Annotated in this window: 12 protein-coding genes; 6 read left to right on the top strand and 6 right to left on the bottom strand. The window is 64.5% G+C overall.

Going from position 1 to position 19119, the window contains the following annotated elements:
• The first annotated feature begins 79 nt into the window (after positions 1-79).
• From FVW59_RS05930 to FVW59_RS05910, 5 genes are all read left to right on the top strand, one after another.
• On the top strand, positions 80-1708 hold the full coding sequence (locus FVW59_RS05930; protein ID WP_148063309.1) for an acyl-CoA synthetase: 1629 nt from the start codon (positions 80-82) through the stop codon (positions 1706-1708).
• 35 nt (positions 1709-1743) lie between these two features.
• Positions 1744-2559, top strand: coding sequence for a crotonase/enoyl-CoA hydratase family protein (locus FVW59_RS05925; protein WP_148063308.1), 816 nt, complete (start codon positions 1744-1746; stop codon positions 2557-2559).
• Positions 2560-2618: 59 nt separating this feature from the next.
• On the top strand, positions 2619-3302 hold the full coding sequence (locus FVW59_RS05920) for a nitroreductase (RefSeq protein WP_148063307.1): 684 nt from the start codon (positions 2619-2621) through the stop codon (positions 3300-3302).
• Positions 3299-4054, top strand: a complete 756-nt coding sequence (locus FVW59_RS05915) for an enoyl-CoA hydratase/isomerase family protein (protein ID WP_148063306.1) — start codon at positions 3299-3301, stop codon at positions 4052-4054. Before FVW59_RS05920 ends, FVW59_RS05915 begins: the two co-directional genes overlap by 4 nt.
• Positions 4055-4145: 91 nt before the next feature.
• Positions 4146-6599 carry a penicillin acylase family protein gene (locus FVW59_RS05910; RefSeq protein ID WP_148063305.1) on the top strand — a complete coding sequence of 818 codons (2454 nt, stop codon included), beginning with the start codon at positions 4146-4148 and terminating at the stop codon, positions 6597-6599.
• Positions 6600-7105: 506 nt separating this feature from the next.
• On the opposite strand, the gene ribB is transcribed toward FVW59_RS05910, so the two are convergent.
• The 3 genes from ribB to FVW59_RS05895 form a co-directional block, all read right to left on the bottom strand.
• Positions 7106-8218, bottom strand: coding sequence for a 3,4-dihydroxy-2-butanone-4-phosphate synthase (ribB, locus tag FVW59_RS05905; RefSeq protein ID WP_148063304.1), 1113 nt, complete (start codon positions 8216-8218; stop codon positions 7106-7108).
• 37 nt (positions 8219-8255) lie between these two features.
• The gene (locus tag FVW59_RS05900) at positions 8256-9437 is read right to left on the bottom strand and encodes an acetyl-CoA C-acyltransferase (RefSeq protein ID WP_148063303.1); all 1182 of its coding nucleotides are present in this window, start codon (positions 9435-9437) and stop codon (positions 8256-8258) included.
• Between the two features lie 95 nt (positions 9438-9532).
• Positions 9533-10546, bottom strand: a complete 1014-nt coding sequence (locus FVW59_RS05895) for a GlxA family transcriptional regulator (protein WP_148063302.1) — start codon at positions 10544-10546, stop codon at positions 9533-9535.
• 130 nt (positions 10547-10676) lie between these two features.
• Between FVW59_RS05895 and FVW59_RS05890 the strand changes: the two genes are divergently transcribed.
• On the top strand, positions 10677-12551 hold the full coding sequence (locus tag FVW59_RS05890; RefSeq protein WP_148063301.1) for a beta-ketoacyl synthase: 1875 nt from the start codon (positions 10677-10679) through the stop codon (positions 12549-12551).
• 94 nt (positions 12552-12645) lie between these two features.
• On the opposite strand, the gene FVW59_RS05885 is transcribed toward FVW59_RS05890, so the two are convergent.
• The 3 genes from FVW59_RS05885 to FVW59_RS05875 form a co-directional block, all read right to left on the bottom strand.
• Positions 12646-14973: a TonB-dependent receptor gene (locus FVW59_RS05885; protein WP_148063300.1), complete on the bottom strand. Its 2328-nt coding sequence runs from the start codon at positions 14971-14973 to the stop codon at positions 12646-12648.
• A gap of 458 nt (positions 14974-15431) precedes the next feature.
• Positions 15432-17813: a TonB-dependent receptor gene (locus tag FVW59_RS05880; RefSeq protein WP_148063299.1), complete on the bottom strand. Its 2382-nt coding sequence runs from the start codon at positions 17811-17813 to the stop codon at positions 15432-15434.
• Positions 17814-17879: 66 nt separating this feature from the next.
• Positions 17880-19055, bottom strand: coding sequence for a hydroxymethylglutaryl-CoA reductase (locus tag FVW59_RS05875; RefSeq protein ID WP_148063298.1), 1176 nt, complete (start codon positions 19053-19055; stop codon positions 17880-17882).
• Positions 19056-19119 lie beyond the last annotated feature (64 nt).

The following is a 19119-nucleotide window of genomic DNA, read 5'->3' as shown; positions in this document are numbered from 1 at the left end:
TCCCGCCCCGGCGCGTTGTGCGCGGCTGGACGGGGCGGCGCTTACGTCTAGTATGTAGTTATCACGCAAGGATTACGCCATGACCAGGCATTTCAATATCGCCGACCTGTTTGAAATGGTTGCCGACAAGGTTCCCACGCGCGATGCGCTGGTGTGCGGCGGGCAGCGCGCCAGCTTTGCCCAGCTCGAGCAGCGCGCCAACCAGCTGGCCCACTACCTGGCGAGTTGCGGTGTGGGCGCCGGCGATCACGTTGGCCTCTACCTGTTCAACTGCAACGAGTACCTGGAGGGCATGCTGGCCTGCTTCAAGTTGCGGGCGGTGCCGATCAACGTCAACTACCGCTACGTGCGCGACGAACTGCTGTACATTTTCGACAACGCCAACATGGTGGCCTGCATACACCACCGGGAGTTCTCCCCGCATATCGCCGAGGTGCTGGATTCGGCGCCGGACCTGAAAACCCTGGTGTACGTGGATGACGACAGCGGCGCCGACCCGGCCGCGGTGGGCAGCGCCGGGTACGAGGAGGTACTGGCCGGGCAGCCAGCCGGCCGCGACTTTGAAGAGCGTGCCGACGACGATCTGTTTGTCCTCTACACGGGCGGTACCACTGGCATGCCCAAGGGCGTGATGTGGCCGCATAAAGCAGTGTTCTACGCGGCCATGGGCGGCGGTGGCTGGTATCACCCGGACGGCGCCATCACCGAGCCCGAGCAGATTGCATCCCGGGTGGGTGATTTCCCCATTATCGGCATGGCGCTGGCGCCGCTGATGCACGGCGCCTGCTGGTGGTATGCCTGTATCCAGTTGCTGGCGGGCAATACCGTCGTGCTCAACCCGCATCATTCGCTGGTGGGCGAGGAAGTCTGGGGTATCGTCGAAAAAGAAAAGGTCAATTCCGTCACCATTGTCGGCGACGCCATGGCCATTCCCTTGCTGGAAGCGCTGGAAGCCAATCCCGGGCGCTGGGAGCTGAGCAGCATTTTCAATATTGGCTCCGGCGGCGCGGTGTTCTCCGAGAGCAAGCAGGCCGCCTTCAAGGCCCACTTCCCCAACGCCTTTATCACCAACTCCTTCGGCTCCTCCGAGGGCGGCGCCATGGGTATCGACGGCGGCAACAAGCGCGGTGAGGGGCTGGGCAATGTGCCGCGCAACGACACCATGTCGGTGCTGGTGGAAGCGGGCGAGGGACGGTGGCGCCAGGCCCGCCACGGCGAGACCGGTATCTTCTCCCGCGGTGGCCATATTCCGGTGGGGTACTACAACGACCCGGTCAAAACCGCCAAAACGTTCATTCAGGTGGAGGGTGCACGCTGGCTGCTGACCGGTGACGAGGCGCGCCTGGAGGAGGACGACACTATTACCGTGTTCGGCCGCGGCAGCAATTGCATCAACACCGGCGGCGAGAAGGTCTATCCTGAAGAGGTGGAACAGGCGCTGAAAACCCATCCCGCGGTGTTCGACTGCCTGGTAGTGGCCACGCCCGACGAGCGCCTGGGCAGCAAGGTCACCGCTGTGGTGGCGACCCGTGCGGGGCAGGAGTTGACGCTGGAATCCCTGCAGAGCATTGCACGCGAGCACATAGCGGGTTACAAGATTCCCAGGGAGCTGCACCTGGTGTCGGAAGTACCGCGCGCACCGAGCGGCAAGCCGGCCTATCCGAAAGCGCTGGAACTGGCGCTGTCCGGGCGCCACATCGCCAATTGAAGCGCGCGGTACAGCGTGTGGGGGGAGGTAACAAGTTGAACGAGCTGGATATCAGCACCGAGAACTGCATTGTCGAGCAGGACGGCCACGTCCTCATCGTCACCCTGAACCGGCCGGAGGCAAAGAACGCCTTCACGCCGGCCATGCTGCTGGGCATGTACCGGGCCTGGCGCCGGCTGGATGAGGACGACGAGCTCTACTGCGCCATTCTCACCGCCAACGGCGACACCTTCTGCGCCGGCATGGACCTCAAGGCCGGCCCCGACGGCCAGCAGGCCAGCGACGAGTTCATGCAGGTCATGAGTGAGGTACCCAATGTCCACTGGCAGGCCCTGCTGCGCGACAACCGCCCCTGCAAGCCCATCCTGCTGGCGGTGGAGGGCTATGCTCTGGCGGGCGGCACCGAGATTCTGCAGGGTACCGACATCCGCATCGCCGCCGAGGACGCCGTGTTCGGCGTGACCGAGGTGGCCCGGGGCCTGTACCCGATGGGCGGTTCCACGGTGCGCCTGCGCCGGCAGATTCCCTACTGTATCGCCGCCGAGCTGTTGCTGTGCGGTGAACACATGAGCGCCCAGCGGGCGCTGGAATGCGGTCTGATTAACCGCATTGTGCAGCCCGGCGAAGCGCTCACCACCACCCTGGGCATGGCCCGACGTATCTGCCAGAACGGCCCCCTGGCGGTGAAGGCGGTGACCCGCTCCCTGCGCGAGCACCAGGAGGATATGGAGGAGTCCGCTGCAATGGTGGCTTCCGATGCCCTTGCCGGCCCGGTGTTCGGCTCTGCCGACGCCAGGGAGGGCATGCGCGCCTTCAAGGAAAAGCGCCCGCCCGTGTTCAAGGGCGAGTAATCGCGCCCGGCCGGCAGCCGGGCGTGCCTGTTGAACCACCCTGAATGAGAGATTTACCTATGACCGAACAGGCCAGCGTTTTCAGCGCAGTGGTCGCCGCGCGCCGCTCACTGCGGGCCTTTACCCCCGAACCTGTACCGCGGGCGACGCTGGAGGCGATCTTCCGCGACGCCGCCCGGGCGCCGAGCAACTGCAATACCCAACCCTGGCAGGTGCACGTGGCCTCCGGCGCGGTGCTGGAGCAACTGCGCGAGAGCCTGCCGCAGAAGTTCATGGCCGGCGAGATCAGCATGGATTTTCCCTACGACGGCAGCTACGAGGGCGTGTACAAGGATCGTCAGCACGGCGCCGCCTGGGCCCTTTACAACGCCCAGGGCATCGCCCGGGAAGACAAGGCCGCCCGCCATGAAACCTTCATGCGCAACTTCACCTTCTTCGACGCCCCCCACGTGGCCTTCCTGTTCCTGCCGGAACCCTTTGGCCTGCGCGAGGCGGCCGACCTCGGCATGTTCGCCCAGACCCTGATGCTGGCCATCACCGCCCGCGGGCTCGGCAGTTGTCCCCAGACCGCCCTCAGCTTCTTTGCCGACCAGGTGCGCGAAGCCCTCGGCGTGGATGCCGGCAACAAACTGCTGTTCGGCCTGTCCTTTGGTTACCCGGAGCCGGACCACCCGGCCAATCGCTGCCAGACCGAGCGCGCCGCATTGCAGGACTTTGTACACTTTCACGGTGACAGCCCGTGAGCGACAAGCTGCTGCAGCAGCGCCACGGGCCGGTATTGCAGCTGAGCCTCAACCGCCCGCAGAAGAAAAACGCCATCGACAACGAACTGTGGATTGCGCTGCGGGAGGCCTTCAAGGCCGCCGCCGCGGATGACAGCGTGCGTTGCGTGGTGCTGCACGGAGCGGGGGACAATTTCAGCGCCGGGGTCGACCTGTCCAGCTTTGGCGACAGCGGCGAGGGCGAGCATCCCTTTGAGTCCGCCGCGCGGGCGGTCGCCGATTTCGACAAGCCCCTGATCGCCGCTGCCCACGGTGTGGCGGTAGGTGGCGGCGCCACGGTGCTGTTCCACGCCGATATGGTGTATGCCGGCGACAGCCTGCGCCTGCGCCTGCCCTTTGCCGCCCTGGCCCTGCCACCGGAGTGGGCCAGCAGCTATATGTTGCAGGCCAATATCGGCGCCCAGCGCGCGGCGGAGCTGTTCTACAGCGCGGACTGGATCGATGCCGCCCGGGCAGTGGAGCTGGGCATGGCGCTGGAAGTGGTGCCGGATACCGAGCTGCTGCAACGGGCCCTGGCACGGGCCGCGGCCGTGGCGCGCTGGCCCCTGAGCGGCCTGCGGGAAATCAAGCGCTGCCTGCGCCTGCCGCACCGGGCCGCCATCGACGCCGCCTTCCATGCGGAACAGGCGGCGATGATGCGCCAGGCCGGATCGGCGGAGAATATCGAGGCGGTGATGGCGATCATGGAGAAGCGCGAGCCGCGCTTCGACTGAAGCTCTGGACGCTGCCCCCCCGGCGTGACATGCTTCCGGGTTCGCGCCGCAGTGACGGCGCCAGCTTGATATAACGATAAAAGGTAAGCCTATGAAGCCGAATCTTCCCGGCGCACCGCTGCGCCTTGCCAGCCTGCTACTGAGTTCCGCGCTGCTATTCGCCTGCTCCGATTCCTCTGACCACGGTGGCGGTGGTACACCGCCGGAACCGCCAGAGCCACCCGAACCCACACCCCTGTACCAGGCGGACATCGTCTGGACCGAATACGGTATTCCCCACATCACCGCCCAGGATTGGGGCAGCCTCGGCTACGGCTATGCTTACGCCTATGCTCAGGAGAACTACTGCGTGGCGATGAAGGAATTCGTGCGCGCCGCCGGTGAGTCCGCCCGCTACCTGGGCGACGAGGGCGATCTCAACGAGGACTTTGTCTACAAGCTGTTCAACAGCGATGAGCGTATCGACCGCATCTTCTTCGAGGCGGCGCCCGAGTACGTGGTGGACCTGGCCTCCGGCTACGCCGCGGGGATGAACCGCTACCTGCGGGAAACCGGCGTCGACAACCTGGCCGAGGGCGAGGAGGGCTGCCGCGGCGCCGAGTGGGTGCGCGAGGTGAGTGCCGCCGACATCGGCCGCCTGCTGCACAAGGCGGTACTGCGTGCCAGCAGCGGCCCGCTGGCGGATTTCTCTACCGCGGTCACTCCGCCGGAAGGCCTGGTGTTGAATCTGGAGACACCCGCTGACTCCGAGCAACTGATCGCCGCCCTGGATCGCGAGACGGTGGTGGCCGGGTTGAACTTCCCGACGCACGAAACCATGGGCAGCAACGCCTACGCCGTGGGAGCGGATGCCGCCCAGGGCAACAGCGGCCTGCTGTTCGGCAATCCCCACTTTCCCTGGCAGGGCAACCTGCGCTGGTTCATGTCGCACCTGACCATGGGGGATGAATACGATGTGATGGGTGCCACCCTGGCTGGCCTGCCGATCAACACCATCGGCTTCAACCAGAACCTGGCCTGGAGCCACACCGTCAGTACCGGCACCCGCTTTACCTTCTACGAGCTGGAACTGAACCCGGACAACCCGCTGGAGTACCTCTACGACGGCGAACTGCGGGAAATCACCGCCGAAACCGTTTCCGCCGAGCGCATCGGGGCAGACGGCAGTGTGGAAACCGTGGACTTCACTTTCTACCTCAGCCATTTCGGCCCGATCGTCGACCTCGGCACCGTGTCGCCCCTGCTCGGCGGCTGGCCCAACGGCGTCGGCACCCTGCTGACCTACCGCGACGCCAACCTCGATAACCTGCGTGGCATGGAGCAGTGGATCGCCATGGGCCGTGCCGACAACCTCGGCGAATTCAAGGAGGCCCTCGGCGCCCTCGGCATCCCCTGGGTCAACACCATTGCTGCCGACCGCTTCGGCGATGCCTTCTACGGCGATATATCGGTAGTGCCCCATGTCACCGTCAACCAGTACAGCAACTGTATTCGCGGCACCCTGCAGACCCTGCTGACCGACTTCGGCTACGTCACCATGGACGGTTCCGACTCCGCCTGCGAATGGGGCAGCGACGAGGGCACGGCCGAAGGCATCTTCGGCTACGACAGCCTGCCCAAGCTGGAAACCCGGAACTACGGCGCCAACGCCAACGACAGTTACTGGCTGTCCAACCCGGACCAGCTGCTGACTGGCTTCTCCCCGCTCATCGGCCGCGAGGAAGTGGAGCAGAGCCTGCGCACCCGCCAGACCTTTGACCAGGCCGAACGCCGGCTGGCCGGTACCGATGGCCTTGGCGACCCCGGCTTCAACATCGACAACCTGCGCACCCTGCTGTACCAGGCCACCAACTACACCGCGCAACAGGTGGCTGACGATGTCGTGGCGGTCTGTCAGGGGGTGGAGAGCTGGGCTGACTACACTTCGGGCGACGGTATTTCCCTGAACGAGCTCGCCTGCGATGTGCTCGCCAACTGGGACAGGGCCTACCGCGTGGACAGCGTGGGCGCCCATATTTTCTATGAGTTCTGGAACGCTTTTAACGGCACGGAAAATCAGTGGGCGGTGCCCTTCAACCCCGCCGACCCGGTGAATACCCCCCGGCAGTTGAACGTTGCGGACGCGGCGGTCCGCGATGCGGTCATCGGCGCCTTTTCAACGGCGGTAAGCCGGCTGGCGGACGCGGCTATCCCGATGGACCGACCCTGGGGCGAAATCCAGTACGACGAGAAGAATGGCGAGCGCTACGGTATCCACGGGGGTTCCGGCGGTTTTATGTTCAGCGCGATTTATTCGCCGCTGGTGGAGGGTGAGGGCTATTCGGAAATTTTCACCGGCAACAGTTACATTCAGGCGGTGACCTGGGATGAGAGCGACTGCCCGGATGCCTACGCGGTGCTGACTTACTCCCAGTCCACTGACCCGACTTCGGATCACTATGCGGACAGCACTGAGCTGTATTCACAGTCCGGGTGGATTGATATGCCGTACTGCGAGAGTGACCGGGATGCGCAGGAGTTGCGGCGGGAGAGTGTGGAGGAGTAAAGCAGACGTATATCCGGTTCTCTGTGGGGTGCGTTGCTTTCGCGCGCACGGAACCCGGGGCCCTTCCGGGACACGCCGTGAATACATCCATGTAGTCTCTTCAACGGCATCCATGCCGTTGACGGTCCCGGAAGAGCCCCGGGTACCATACGCGCTCCACCGGTAGTCTTTTCAATTCTGCTACTTCGGAATAGGAATGCTCGATTGGCTCCCTGCGTCAGCACGAGATTCAGGCTAATAAGATCGAAGTCGCAAGCCTGAAATTCTCGCGGTGGAGCGCGTGGGGTGGCCGGGAGCTTTCCGGGACCGTCAGCGCCCTGGGCGGGCCGCTCCGGCGTACCGGCTGAAGAGCCCCCCATGGATGGGTTCACGGCGTGTCCCGGAAAGCTCCCGGCCGGTCCGCGCGCGGGTTTATGAACCACCTCGACCCAAATGGCTTATAAAGAATTGCCAACAAAAAAGGACGCCGCAGCGCCCTTCGGAATACTACTGTGCATGTCGCCCACTCAGGGCTCCACAAACTCCGTCACTTCCAGGTTGAAACCGGACAGCGCATTGAAGTGTACCGGCGCTGACATCAGGCGCATCTTGCCGACCCCGATGCGCTTCAGAATCTGCGAGCCGGTACCGATCACCCGGTAATTCTGCGTGCCATCCGAACTCGCCGGGCCAGTCACTGCCGGGGGTTCCGGGAACTGCTTCACCTCGTCCAGCAGGGCCGACGTATTCGGTGGCTGGCCGATCAGGATCACCGCGCCGCAGTTCTCCTCCGCCACCTTTTGCATCGCGCGGCGGTAGGACCAGCCCTCCGAGCCTTCGATGCGCGTGCCCAGTACATCGCGCAGCGTATTCACCGTTTGCACCCGCACCAGGCAGGCGCTGTCCTCGCGGATCTCGCCGCGGGTCAGGGCAAAGTGCAGGGTGTCGTCCACCAGGTCGCGGAAAGTGTGCAGCTCGAAGGGGCCGAATTCGGTATTCACCGGCTTGCTGTCGGTGAGTTCCACCGACTGCTCGTGCAGGGAGCGGTACTCGATCAGGTCGGCGATGGTGCCCATGCGCAGGCCGTGCTTCTCGGCGAACACTTCCAACTGCGGGCGGCGGGCCATGGTGCCGTCCTCGTTCATGATCTCCACGATCAGCGCCGCCGGTTCGAAGCCGGCCATGCGGGCCAGGTCAACACCGGCCTCGGTATGTCCGGCGCGGCGCAGGACGCCGCCGGGCTTGGCCACCAGCGGGAAGATATGCCCCGGCTGGATGATATCGCTGGGCTTGGCATCGGCGGCCACCGCCTTGAGGGCGGTGTGGGCGCGCTGTACCGAGCTGATGCCCGGGCCCTTGCGCTCCGCGGCGTCGATGGACACGGTGAAGTTGGTTTCGTGCTGGGAGCGGTTGTCGCGCACCATCAGCGGCAGCTGCAGGCGCCGCGCGCGCTCCTCGGTGATCGGCATGCAGATCAGGCCACAGGCCTCGCTGGCAAAGAAGGTGATGATCTCGGGTGTGACAGCCTGGGCCGCCACGATCAGGTCACCCTCGTTCTCCCGGTCCTCGTCGTCCATCAGGATGACCATCTTGCCGGCACGAATGTCGTCGAGAATATCGGGAATGCTGGAAAGTGCCATATCGGTAGTGCGCCTTTGCGGTGGAGGTGGGTGCAATCTACAGCAGTTCGATAGCAACCGCTGTGGCTTCGCCACCGCCGATGCACAGTGCCGCCACGCCGCGCTTCTTGCCGTACTTCTGCAGGGCGTACATCAGGCTGACGATGATGCGCGAGCCAGTGGAACCGATGGGATGGCCCTGGGCACAGGCGCCGCCGTGGATGTTGACTTTGGCGTGATCAAGGCCGAGGTCCTGCATCGCCAGCATGGTCACCATGGCAAAGGCTTCGTTGATCTCGAACAGGTCAACGCTGTCGGCGCTCCAGCCGGTCTTGTCGAACAGCTTCTGCACCGCGCCAATGGGGGCGATGGTGAACTCCGCCGGCTCCTGGCTGTGGCGGGCATGGGCGACAATGCGGGCGAAGGGCTTGAGACCGCGGCGCTCGGCTTCGCTCTCTGCCATCAGCACCAGGGCGCTGGCGCCGTCGGAGATGGAGCTGGCATTGGCGGCGGTGATGGTGCCTTCCTTGTCGAAGGCCGGGCGCAGGTTGGGGATCTTGTCGATGGCGGCCTTGTGGGGCTGCTCGTCGTCGACGATTACCACGTCACCCTTGCGGGTTTTCACGGTGACGGGCACGGTTTCGGCTTTCAGGGAGCCGTCCTCGATGGCGCGCTTGGCGCGGGTCAGTGACTCCACGGCAAAGGCATCCATCTGCTCGCGGGTCAGGCCGCGCTCGTTGGCGGTCTGCTGCGCGAAGCTGCCCATGGCGCGACCGGTGTAGGCATCTTCCAGGCCGTCCAGGAACATGTGGTCACAGATGCTCTTGTGGCCGGCGCGCAGGCCGCTGCGGGCGCCGGGCAGGACGTAGGGCGCGTTGGTCATGCTTTCCATGCCGCCGGTCACAACCACCTTGTTGGTGCCGGCGGCGATGCTGTCATAGCCGAAGATGGTGGCCTGCATGCCGCTGCCGCAGAGCTTGTTCAGGGTGACCGCCCCGGTGCTCTTGGGGATGCCGGCGCCGATGGCCGCCTGGCGGGCGGGGCCCTGCTTGAGACCGGCGGGCAGGACGCAGCCCATGAACACTTCGTCGACATCGGCGGCGTCGATGCCGCTGCGGGCAACGGCTTCAGCGATGGCGGTGGCGCCCAGTTCCGGCGCGGTGACCTCGGACAGTGATCCCTGCAGGCCTCCCATGGGAGTGCGGGCACCGGCGACAATGACAACAGCTTCTTGGCTCATGGTGGAAATCCGGTCTGTGGTAGGTGGGACGGGACAGGGCGCGGTTCAACCGGCCCGAAAACGGGCGCTCATTTAGCCACAGACCCGCCCGGCGCTCAAGGGCGGCGGCCCCGGCCGGCCCCGGCTACCGGGTCGAACAGCTTGCCCCGGGCGGCCTCGCGATAGCGCATGGGGCTGACCCCGTGGTGCTGTCGAAACAGGCGCGCAAAGTAGCTCACATCCTGCAGGCCGAGCTGCCAGCAGATTTCCGCGATGCTGAGGTTGCTACGCCGCAACAGGTCGCGAGCGGTGGCCAGGCGCAGGCTGTTGAGGTATTGCTGGGTGCTGTAGCCGGTGGCGATGCGAAAGCGCCGGCTCAGGGTGCGCGGGCTGATGTCCAGCTGCCGGGCCAGGTCCTCGAGGCGGCCGCCGCTGGCCAGGTTGTCCTGCAAGTACTGCTGGGCCTGTATCACGGTCTCGTCGTGGTGGCTGCTGCGGGTGCTGTCCTGGTAGGCCGCGGCGCGGAAGGAACGGCGAATTTCCGGCGAAAATTGCTGTTCGACCGCCCGCGCCACGCGGGTGCCGAACCAGCCTTCGACGATGTGCACCATCAGGTCGGCGATGCTATTCACGCTGCCGACGCAGTAGATGTTGTCGCTCTGGGTGATCAGGTGGCGGGTTTTCAGTTGCACCCGGGGATAGCGGCGGGCGAAGCGATCGAAGTAGTTCCAGTGGGTGGTGGCGGGGCGGCCGTCGAGCAGCCCGGCCTCTGCCAGCAGGCAGCTGGCGGTGCCGACGCTGCAGATACGGGTGCCCTGCCCGGCGATGGCCGCCAGCTGCGCCAGCCACCGTGAGGCCCCCTTCAGGGTGGGCAGGGGGTTGCGCCAGATGGCCGGCAGGATCAGCAGATCGAGAGGCGGCAGCTGGTCGAAGGCGATGTCCGGGGAAAGCTGGATGCCACTGGCCAGGCGCAGCGGGGTGGTGTCGGGCGCGGTCAGCAGGAAGCGCGCCTGTGCCCGGCCGCGTTCGCCGACGCTGGCCATCTGGCTCGCCGCCTGCAGGATTTCCATCGGCAGGGTGACGCTGCTGGCGAGGGCATCCGGGTAGAGGGCGGCGGCAGCCGTGTACATGCGCGATTCCTGGTGTGACGATGGAGTTGTCCAAATTAGCACAAAAAGTGACAGAAATAGCCTGATCAATAGGGAGGCTCCCGCCGTACACTGGGGCCAGTCAACAGACAACCAGAGGTAGGAAGTGGTAATGGGTGCGCAGCGTTTGCCGGTGATTGTGGGATTTGGTGGTATCAACGGCGCCGGGCGGGCTTCGAATCACCATGCGTATCGACGGCTGGTGCAGTCGGCGCTGCCGGCCGCGGAGCGCCAGCGTACCTTCGCCGCGCTGGCCCGGCTGATGGGGCTGGAGAGTGGCGGGAGTGTAGAGAGCGCTGACGAGCACTACATCCTCGACCACACCCTGGTGCGGCGGGTGGAGCTGAACCATTTCGATGTCGATCGCGTGCAGTGGAACCGCCGCTTTCCCACCCAGAGCAATGGCCAGCCGGTCACCTTCGATATCAAGCGCCAGTACCTGCCGGAAGTGATCCCCCCCGAGTGGGAGGTCACCCCCACCACCGTCACCCACGCCAATGTCAAAATCCGCGGCCAGCAGGAGTTCCTGCTGCCGACCATCCGCGAGTTCGAGGTCAAGGCGGCCGGCCAGCTGCCCACCGGCTTCGAGCCGGGTAAACTCTACCCCTCGCGCAATCACCCGCGGGGCCTGCAGATGATGGTCTATGCCGCCTCGGATGCCCTGGGCAGCCTGGGGCTGGACTGGGAAGACGTCGCCCGGCGGGTCAGCGTGGAACAGGTCAGCGTCTACGCCGGCAGCGCCATGGGTCAGATGGACGGCGCCGGCGCCGGCGGCATGCTCAAGGCCCGCTACAACGGCCAGCGGGTCACCTCCAAATTCTGCCCCCTTAGCCTGGCCGAAATGCCGGCGGACTTCGTCAATGCCTATGTGCTCGGCAGCCTCGGCTCCACCGGCGCCAGCCTCGGGGCCTGCGCTTCTTTCCTGTACAACCTGCGCCTGGGTATCGACGACATTCGCAGCGGCCGCGCCCGGGTGGCCTTTATCGGCTCCGCCGAGGCACCCATCAACCCCGAGGTGATGGAGGGTTACGCCGCCATGGGCGCCCTGGCCACCGACAAGGGGCTGCGCGCGCTGGACGGTCTGGATGACAGCCAGAGCCCGGATCACCGCCGTGCCTGCCGCCCCTTCGCCGACAACTGCGGTTTCACCATTGCCGAGTCAGCGCAGATGGTGGTGTTGTTCGACGACGCGCTGGCGCTGGAGACGGGCGCCACGATGTTTGGTGCGGCGCCGGATGTGTTCGTCAACGCCGACGGTTTCAAGAAGTCCATCTCTGGCCCCGGGGTGGGCAACTACCTCACCATGGCCCGGGCGATGGCGGGCGTGCGCGCCATCATCGGCGACAAGGCCCTGCGCAGCGGCGGCCTGGTGCAGGCCCACGGCACCGGCACCCCCCAGAACCGGGTCACCGAATCGCGCATTCTGGAGGAAACGGCCAAAGCCTTCGGCATTGACCACTGGCCGGTCGCGGCCATTAAGTGCTACCTCGGCCATTCACTGGGTTCGGCCTCCGGCGACCAGGTGACGACCACGCTCGGCACCTGGGCCCACGGCCTGGTGCCGGGTATCAGCACGGTGGAGGAGTTTGCCGAGGACGTGCACCGCGACCATCTCGACCTGAGCAACAGGCACCGGGAGATCGATCCGAACGCCTTGTACTACACCCTGGTGAATTCCAAGGGCTTCGGCGGCAACAACGCCACCGCCTCGCTGCTGAGCCCGCGCGTTACCCGCAAACTGCTGCAGGCGCGCTACAGCGACAGCGAATGGAAGGCCTGGGAGGCCGCCAACGAGGGCGTGCGCGAGCGCCAGGCGGCCTACGATGAGGCCATGATTGCCGGCGACATCAGTCCCACCTACCACTTCGATTACGGGGTACTGGGGGACGATGACGTGGTGATGGGCCAGAGCGAGCTGCAGGTGGGGCCGCACCGGGTGTCGCTGGAGCTGGAATCACCCTTTGGCAGCGTCGGCCTCGACGATTGATCGGGTAGCTTGCTCGCTATCGGATAATTGATGGCGAAAACGAAAAAGGGCGGCCCGGAGGCCGCCCTTTTTTGTTGCCTGGTGGCGGGGTGGCTTACAGGTTGTAAGTTACCTCGATGCCGTAGCGGGTACCCTTGGACAGTGGTGAGAAGCTGCCGCCCCAGGGCAGCAGGCCGCCCAGAGAGTCCGGCAGTTGGGTGTCGCCACCCTGTTTCACGGTATCCAGCAGGTTGCGGCCGTACAGGGAGAATACCCAGTGACCGTTCGCGGTGTAGAAATCGAAGCCGATATCCAGGATGTCCTGCTCGTCGATGGTGCCGAGGTTGTTGTCGGTGTAAGCGGATTCATCGCGGTAGGCGTAATTGATCCGCGAACTCAGGTAACCCAGGTCGCCGATGTCCATATCGTGATTCAGGCCCAGGGAGTAGGTCAGTTCGGCCGCGCGGGGCAGGTCGAGAGACTCGTCCGCGCCGTCGACAACACCATCTCCATTCAGGTCAAAGGACACATCGTCGTACTCGGCATCCAGCCAGCCGATAGAAGCCTGGGCAACCAGGTTGTCGGTGAGAGCGAAGGTACCATCGACTTCGACACCGAAGAGAGTGGCCTCAGCGGTATTGCGAATCAGCTGTACCACGCCCACGCCCTGGCTGGGGAGGTTGATCTCCCGCTGCATGTCGTCCACCTGGTTGTAGAACACGGCGGCATTCAGCTTGCCGCGGCTGAATTCCGACTTGTAACCCACCTCGAAACTGTCCACCTGCTCCTGATCGAAGGGGCCGGGAATGTCGTTGGGATCGGCGGAGGTGTTGCGCAGGTTGTAGCCGCCAGAGCGGAAGCCGCGGGACCAGGAGCCGTAGATGCGTGAGCTGTCCGACGTGTGCCAGGTAAAGCCGAGCTTGGGTGAGAACGCATCCCAGCTGTCCTCGTCCTCAAAGTCGAAGGGACAGTCGTTATTGACCACCACGTTACAGGGTGAGTTGACGTTGTCGATCAGGGAAACGATGCGCGCTTCCTTGTCCTCTTCCGAGTAGTTGATACCCGCGGTAAGCGTCAGGCTGCTGTTCAGGTCGTAGTCCACCTGCCCGAATACGGTCCAGGATTCGACATCCAGGGTGCCACCACCGTCAGCCTGCAGGAAAGGCCCTGCACCCCCGGTGGCGATGCCGCCAAACTCGCGCCGCTCGTGGTAGGTGATGTCGTTGTTGAAGTAGTAAACGCCGGCCGTGACATTGAAGTCATTGTTGAACAGACCGTTGTAGCGCAGCTCGTTACTGTACTGCTCGGTTTGCAGCCAGGCGGGGGCATGGAACAGCCATACCGGCTGGGCATCGATATCGCCCAGAGAGCTTGAATCGTAGTCCCTCCAGCCGAAGATGTTGGTGATGGTGCCATCGCCAAAGTCAACGTCCCAGTCCAGTTGGGCAGTGAAGGAGTTGGTCTCGCCTTCCTGGAAGCCGGGCTCGTCGATGGATACCTTGAAGTCTTCGCGATCATAGCCCTGGAAAGCACAGGGAACGCCAGAGCCATTGGTGTGACACTGGGATACGGGGCCGTCGCCTTCGACTTCCGAGTATTCATAGCGCAGTGTCAGCTCCACTCGATCGCTCGGGGTAATCACCACAACCGGCCGGAACATGGTCTGTTCGATGGCGCCCAGGTCTTTGCCAACGAGGTTCTCAGGCAGGAAGCCACCCACGTCCCGCCTGTTCTCCAGCCAGCCCTGATCGTCGTTGTAGTAGGCGGTGAATTTGGCCGCCATCCAGTCAGTCACCGGGCCGCCGACACTGCCCATAAGGTAGCTGTTCAGGCCGCCTTCATCGCCCTGGTCGGCGGCGGCACGCAGGGTTAGCTCGAATTCGTCACCGGGTTTCTTGGTGTTCATCAGAATGGCGCCGCCGGTAACGTTGCGGCCGAACAGGGTGCCCTGCGGGCCCCTCAGCACTTCGATGCTCTCAAGGTCGAAGGTGTCGAAGACGGTGCCCACTGTCATGCCCTGGTAGACCCCGTCGACGATCAGCCCGACTGTTGGGTCGATCCCGGGAATGGAGCTGTTGATACCGAGGCCGCGGATAGAGAAGTTGGCCGCGCCGCGGCTGGTGCCGACGTCATCCAGCGCCACATTGGGCATGCCCACGGAGAGGTTGGTAAGGTCCCTGACTTTCAGCGCTTCAATCTGGTCTGCGCCATAGGCGGAAATTGCCACCGGTACGTCCTGGGATTCCTCGGCCCGCTTGCGAGCGGTAACGACAACTTCCTCCAGCAGTGCGGCTGAACCACCCCGGCGCTCTTCCTGGGCCTGCACGGCGATGCTGCCGAACGTGACCGCGCCACCCAGCAGGGCGACACCGGCCGACCTGCCGAGCCCGGTCAGTGCGGCTGACAGCGGGTGCTTGCGGATTGCGAGTGTGTTGTTGTGCATAGTGTTATTCCCTCTTTCTGTTGTTGCTTTATAGCTATTATCAAACGGAAAACTGCGAGAGACAGAAGGTCATGCGACGGCTGCCAACTGGGCAGGCAGTGCTGATTCGTCCTTCGAGCTGGCCGCGCTCAATGGCACGGCGTCGTTATTCTGGGCGCAGTGTGCGCTGTTTTACCTGAACCGGGCAAGCTATTGGTTCTGCGCTTGCCAGGTGGGCAGCGGTTAGTTCGACGCGGCACCGTGTAATGGTCCCGCAGCGGGCCGCAATTCCCACCCCAAGTGATTCTGCCACGAAGGTGAGTGCTTGTCCCTTGGCAATACTCACAATTCCAAAAATGTTGACACTGTGTATTTTCTGGTACTGAAACGCAACAGGCCTGGCGGATAGCCGGGCCTGTTGCGGAGCACTAATCAGACCTGGCGGCCGGGACGGCCGACAGGTCCCGAACTGCGCGCCATTACAGGTTGTAGGTGACTTCCAGGCCGTAGACCTGCCCCTTGGCCAGCGGCGCCAGCGTACCGCCCAGCGGAATCGGGCCGAGGGCCGCGGGCAACTGGGTATCGCCGCCGTGCTTGACGCTGTCCAGCAGGTTGCGGCCGTAGACCGAGAACACCCAGTGGCCACTGTTGGAGTAGATGTCCAGGCCGAGGTCAAGGACGTCCTGCTCCAGGATGTAACCCCGGTTGTTGTCGGTGTAGGCCGACTCGTCGCGGTAGGCGTAGCTGACGCGGGCGGTGGCGTAGCCCCAGTCACCCAGGCTCAGGTCGTAGTTCAGGCCTACGTTATAGGTCAACTCCGGTGCCCGCGGCAGTTCCAGGTCCTCGTCGTTGCCGTCCACCACGCCGTCGCCATTCAGGTCGAAGATGACCTTGTCGTAGCCGGCGTCGAGGTAGCCGAGGCCGGCGCTCAGTACCAGGTCGTCGGTGAGCGGGAAGGCGGCGTCGAGTTCGATGCCGTAGATGCTGGCGTCGGCGGTGTTGTCGATGATCTGCACCACGCCGGAAGTGGCGTCCGGCAGGTTTACCTCGCGCTGCATGTCGCCGATGTCGGTGTAGAACACCGCGGCGTTCAGGCGGCCCCAGTCGTGGGTCGACTTGTAACCCAGTTCGTAGCTGTCCACCTGCTCTTCGTCGAAGGGGCCGGGGGCGAAGGCCGGGTCGGTGTTGCGCAGGTTGTAGCCGCCAGAGCGGAAGGCGCGGCTCCAGAAGGCGTAGACCTGGTTGTTGTCGTTCAGCGCGTAGGTGAAGCCGAGCTTGGGCGCCCAGGTGTCCCAGCTCTCGCTGTCGTCGAAGTCGATGGGGCAGACGGGTCCTTCCACGAAGTTGCAGCGGGTATCCTGGCCGTTGATCGGGTTGGCGTAGGTCGGCGTGCCACTGACGATGGTGGCCACCGGGTCGAGGACGTTGGTGTTCAGGTTCAGCGAGGCGATCTGCGCGGATTTTTCCTCCGAAGACCAGCGGATGCCGGCGGTCAGGGTCAGGCTGTCGGTGAGGTCGTAGTCGACAGCGGCAAAGGCGCCCAGGGTTTCCACGTCGTAGAAACCGCCGCCGTCCTGGATCTGGAAGGCCAGTGAATCGGGCAGTGCGCCGCCGGTCGCCGCGTTGGTGAGGAAACCCAGCAGCTTGCGGCTCTCGGAGTAGGCCAGGTCGTGGTCGAACCAGTACAGGCCGGTGGTCACGTTGGCGTTGCCGAACTGGCCGTTGTAGCGCAATTCGAAGCTGTTCTGCTCGGTGGTCATGTTGGACGTGGAGTGGAACATGCTGGTGGGCTGGGAGTCGATGTCGCCCAGGGTGCTGCTCTCGGCGTCGCGCCAGCCGTAGATGGCGGTGACGGTGCCGTCGCCCAGGCCCACGTCCATATTCATCTCGGCGCTGAGGAAATCGGTTTCCACCCGGCCGTAGCCTACTTCGTTGTAGTTGACATCGAAGCTGTCGCGGTCGGCATTGAAGGGCGTGCCGGGCACACCGGAGCCGTTGGTGTGGGACTGGGCCACCGGGCCGTCGCCATCGATGTCGGTGTTTTCGTAGCGCAGGATGAAGTCGATGCTGTCGGTGGGCGTCCACAGCAGGCTGCCGCGCACCATTTGCTGCTCCACCGCACCGACGTCGCCGCCGTCGAACTGGTTTTCGAAGTAGCCGTCGTCCTCGTTCCAGTAGCCGGTCACGCGTGCCGACAGGGTGTCGGTAATCGGGCCGCCGATGGCGCCCATCAGGTACTTGTTGATGCCGCCGTCGCCGCCGCCGTCGACCGCTGCGCGGATGGTGCCGTCCAGTTCCTCGGTGGGGCGCTTCCAGTTCATCAGGATGGCGCCGCCGGTCACGTTGCGCCCGAACAGGATGCCCTGCGGGCCGCGCAGCACTTCGATGCTCTCGAGGTCGAATACATCGAAAATGATGCCGCTGTTCACACCCATGTAGACGCCGTTGACGAACACGCCCACGGTCGGGTCGATGGAGGGAATGGTGCTGTTGATGCCGAGGCCGCGGATGGAGAAGTTGGCGACGCCGCGGGTGGTGCCGGCATCGTCCAGGGTTACGTTGGGCAGCCCGACGGACAGGTTGGTCAGGTCGCGCACCTTGAGGGCCTCGATCTGGTCGGAGCCGAAGGCGGAGATCGCCATGGGTACATCCTGTGACAGTTCTGCCCGCTTGCGTGCGGTGACCACCACTTCTTCAAGCATGGCGGCGGTGCCCCCGCGGCGCTCTTCCTGGGCCTGTGCGGCTGCGCTGTTGGCCAGCGTGACCGCACCACCGAGAAGTACGGCGCCGGCTGACTTTCCGAGCCCGGACAGCGCCGCCGACAGCGGGTGCTTGCAGGTTGCGAGTGTTTTTTTATGCATGGTACTGCTTCCTCTGATGGTTGTTAGTTATTACTGTTATTGCACTGAAGCCTTGCGGCGCGCCGGTCAGGGCCGGTTGCGCCCCAGTTCGTCGTGGCTGCTCACCCACTCCTCGGACACCACCGCCGCCCCCAGCGACACTTCGCCACAGAGCACGGTGGCGGCGACGATTTCCGCCAGCTTGTGGGCCTTGCCGGCGCCGTAGCAGCCCATGGATTCCAGGCATTCGCGCTGGGTGGCCAAACCGGTGCCGCCGCCGTAGGAGGCCACGATCAGCGAGGGCAGTGTCACTGAATAGTAATAATCGCCCTCCGGGGTGATCTCGGCGTGTACCAGGCTGGCGTGGGATTCCGCCACGTTGGCTTCATCCTGCCCGGTGGCGATGAACACACTGGCGATACCGTTGGCCGGGTGCACACCGTTGTGCACGGCGCCGGCCATGAGCCCACCCAGTTGGGACGCCATGCGCGCTGCGTACATGGCTTCGGGCGTGGTGCGCATCAGGTCGCGCAGCAACTCGCGGGGCAGGGTGATTTCGGCGATAACGCGCTTGCCGCGGGTGTGCAGGGTATTGAGCTGGGAGTGTTTCTTGTCGGTATCCATGTTGCCCGACAGGAAGTAGCGGCCGATGGTGCCCGGGTAGTTGTCGAGTATCCAGCGGCAGGCGGCAAAGGTGGCCTTGCCGCACATGTTCTGCCCGGCGGCGTCGCCGGTGGTGTAGTTGAAACGCAGGTAGAGCATGCGACTGGCGGCGTACTGCTCGATATTGCGCAGCTTGCCGCTGCGGGTCGTGGTTTCGGCGGCGGCCTTGATGCTGGCGAAGTGCTCGCTGATCCAGTTGCCGAAGTCGCGGGCGCCGCGCGCGTCGCTGAAGGCGAATACCGGGGAGCGCTGCATGGCGTCGTCCACCACCGTGGTGGTCACCCCGCCGGCCTCCCGGGTCAGGCGCATACCGCGGCTGTAGCTGGCCACCAGGGTGCCCTCGGTGGTGGCCATGGGTACATAGAATTCACCGTGGGCGTGTTCGCCGATGACCCGCAGGGGGCCGGCGTAGCCGAGCGGCATCTGCACCACGCCGGTAAAGTTCTCGATGTTGCCGGGCAGCGTCGCCGGGTCAAAGGAATAGCTGCCGACATGCTCGAGGCGGCACTGGCCCTGGTCCTCGATAAAGGCGCGACGCATCGCGGCGGCTTCGTGGCTGTAGTCGTTTTCCTTGTTGCGGGGGATGCGGGCACTACTCATAAGCTGGTGAAATCTCCGTTATTATCGGCGTCAGGTGGACATCGCAGCGGAGACTACGGTATAC

This window comes from Parahaliea aestuarii (assembly GCF_008064635.1).
Lineage (GTDB): Bacteria > Pseudomonadota > Gammaproteobacteria > Pseudomonadales > Halieaceae > Parahaliea > Parahaliea aestuarii.
Note: the sequence above shows the minus strand (reverse complement) of the source record. Positions and strands in the feature narration are given on the sequence as shown.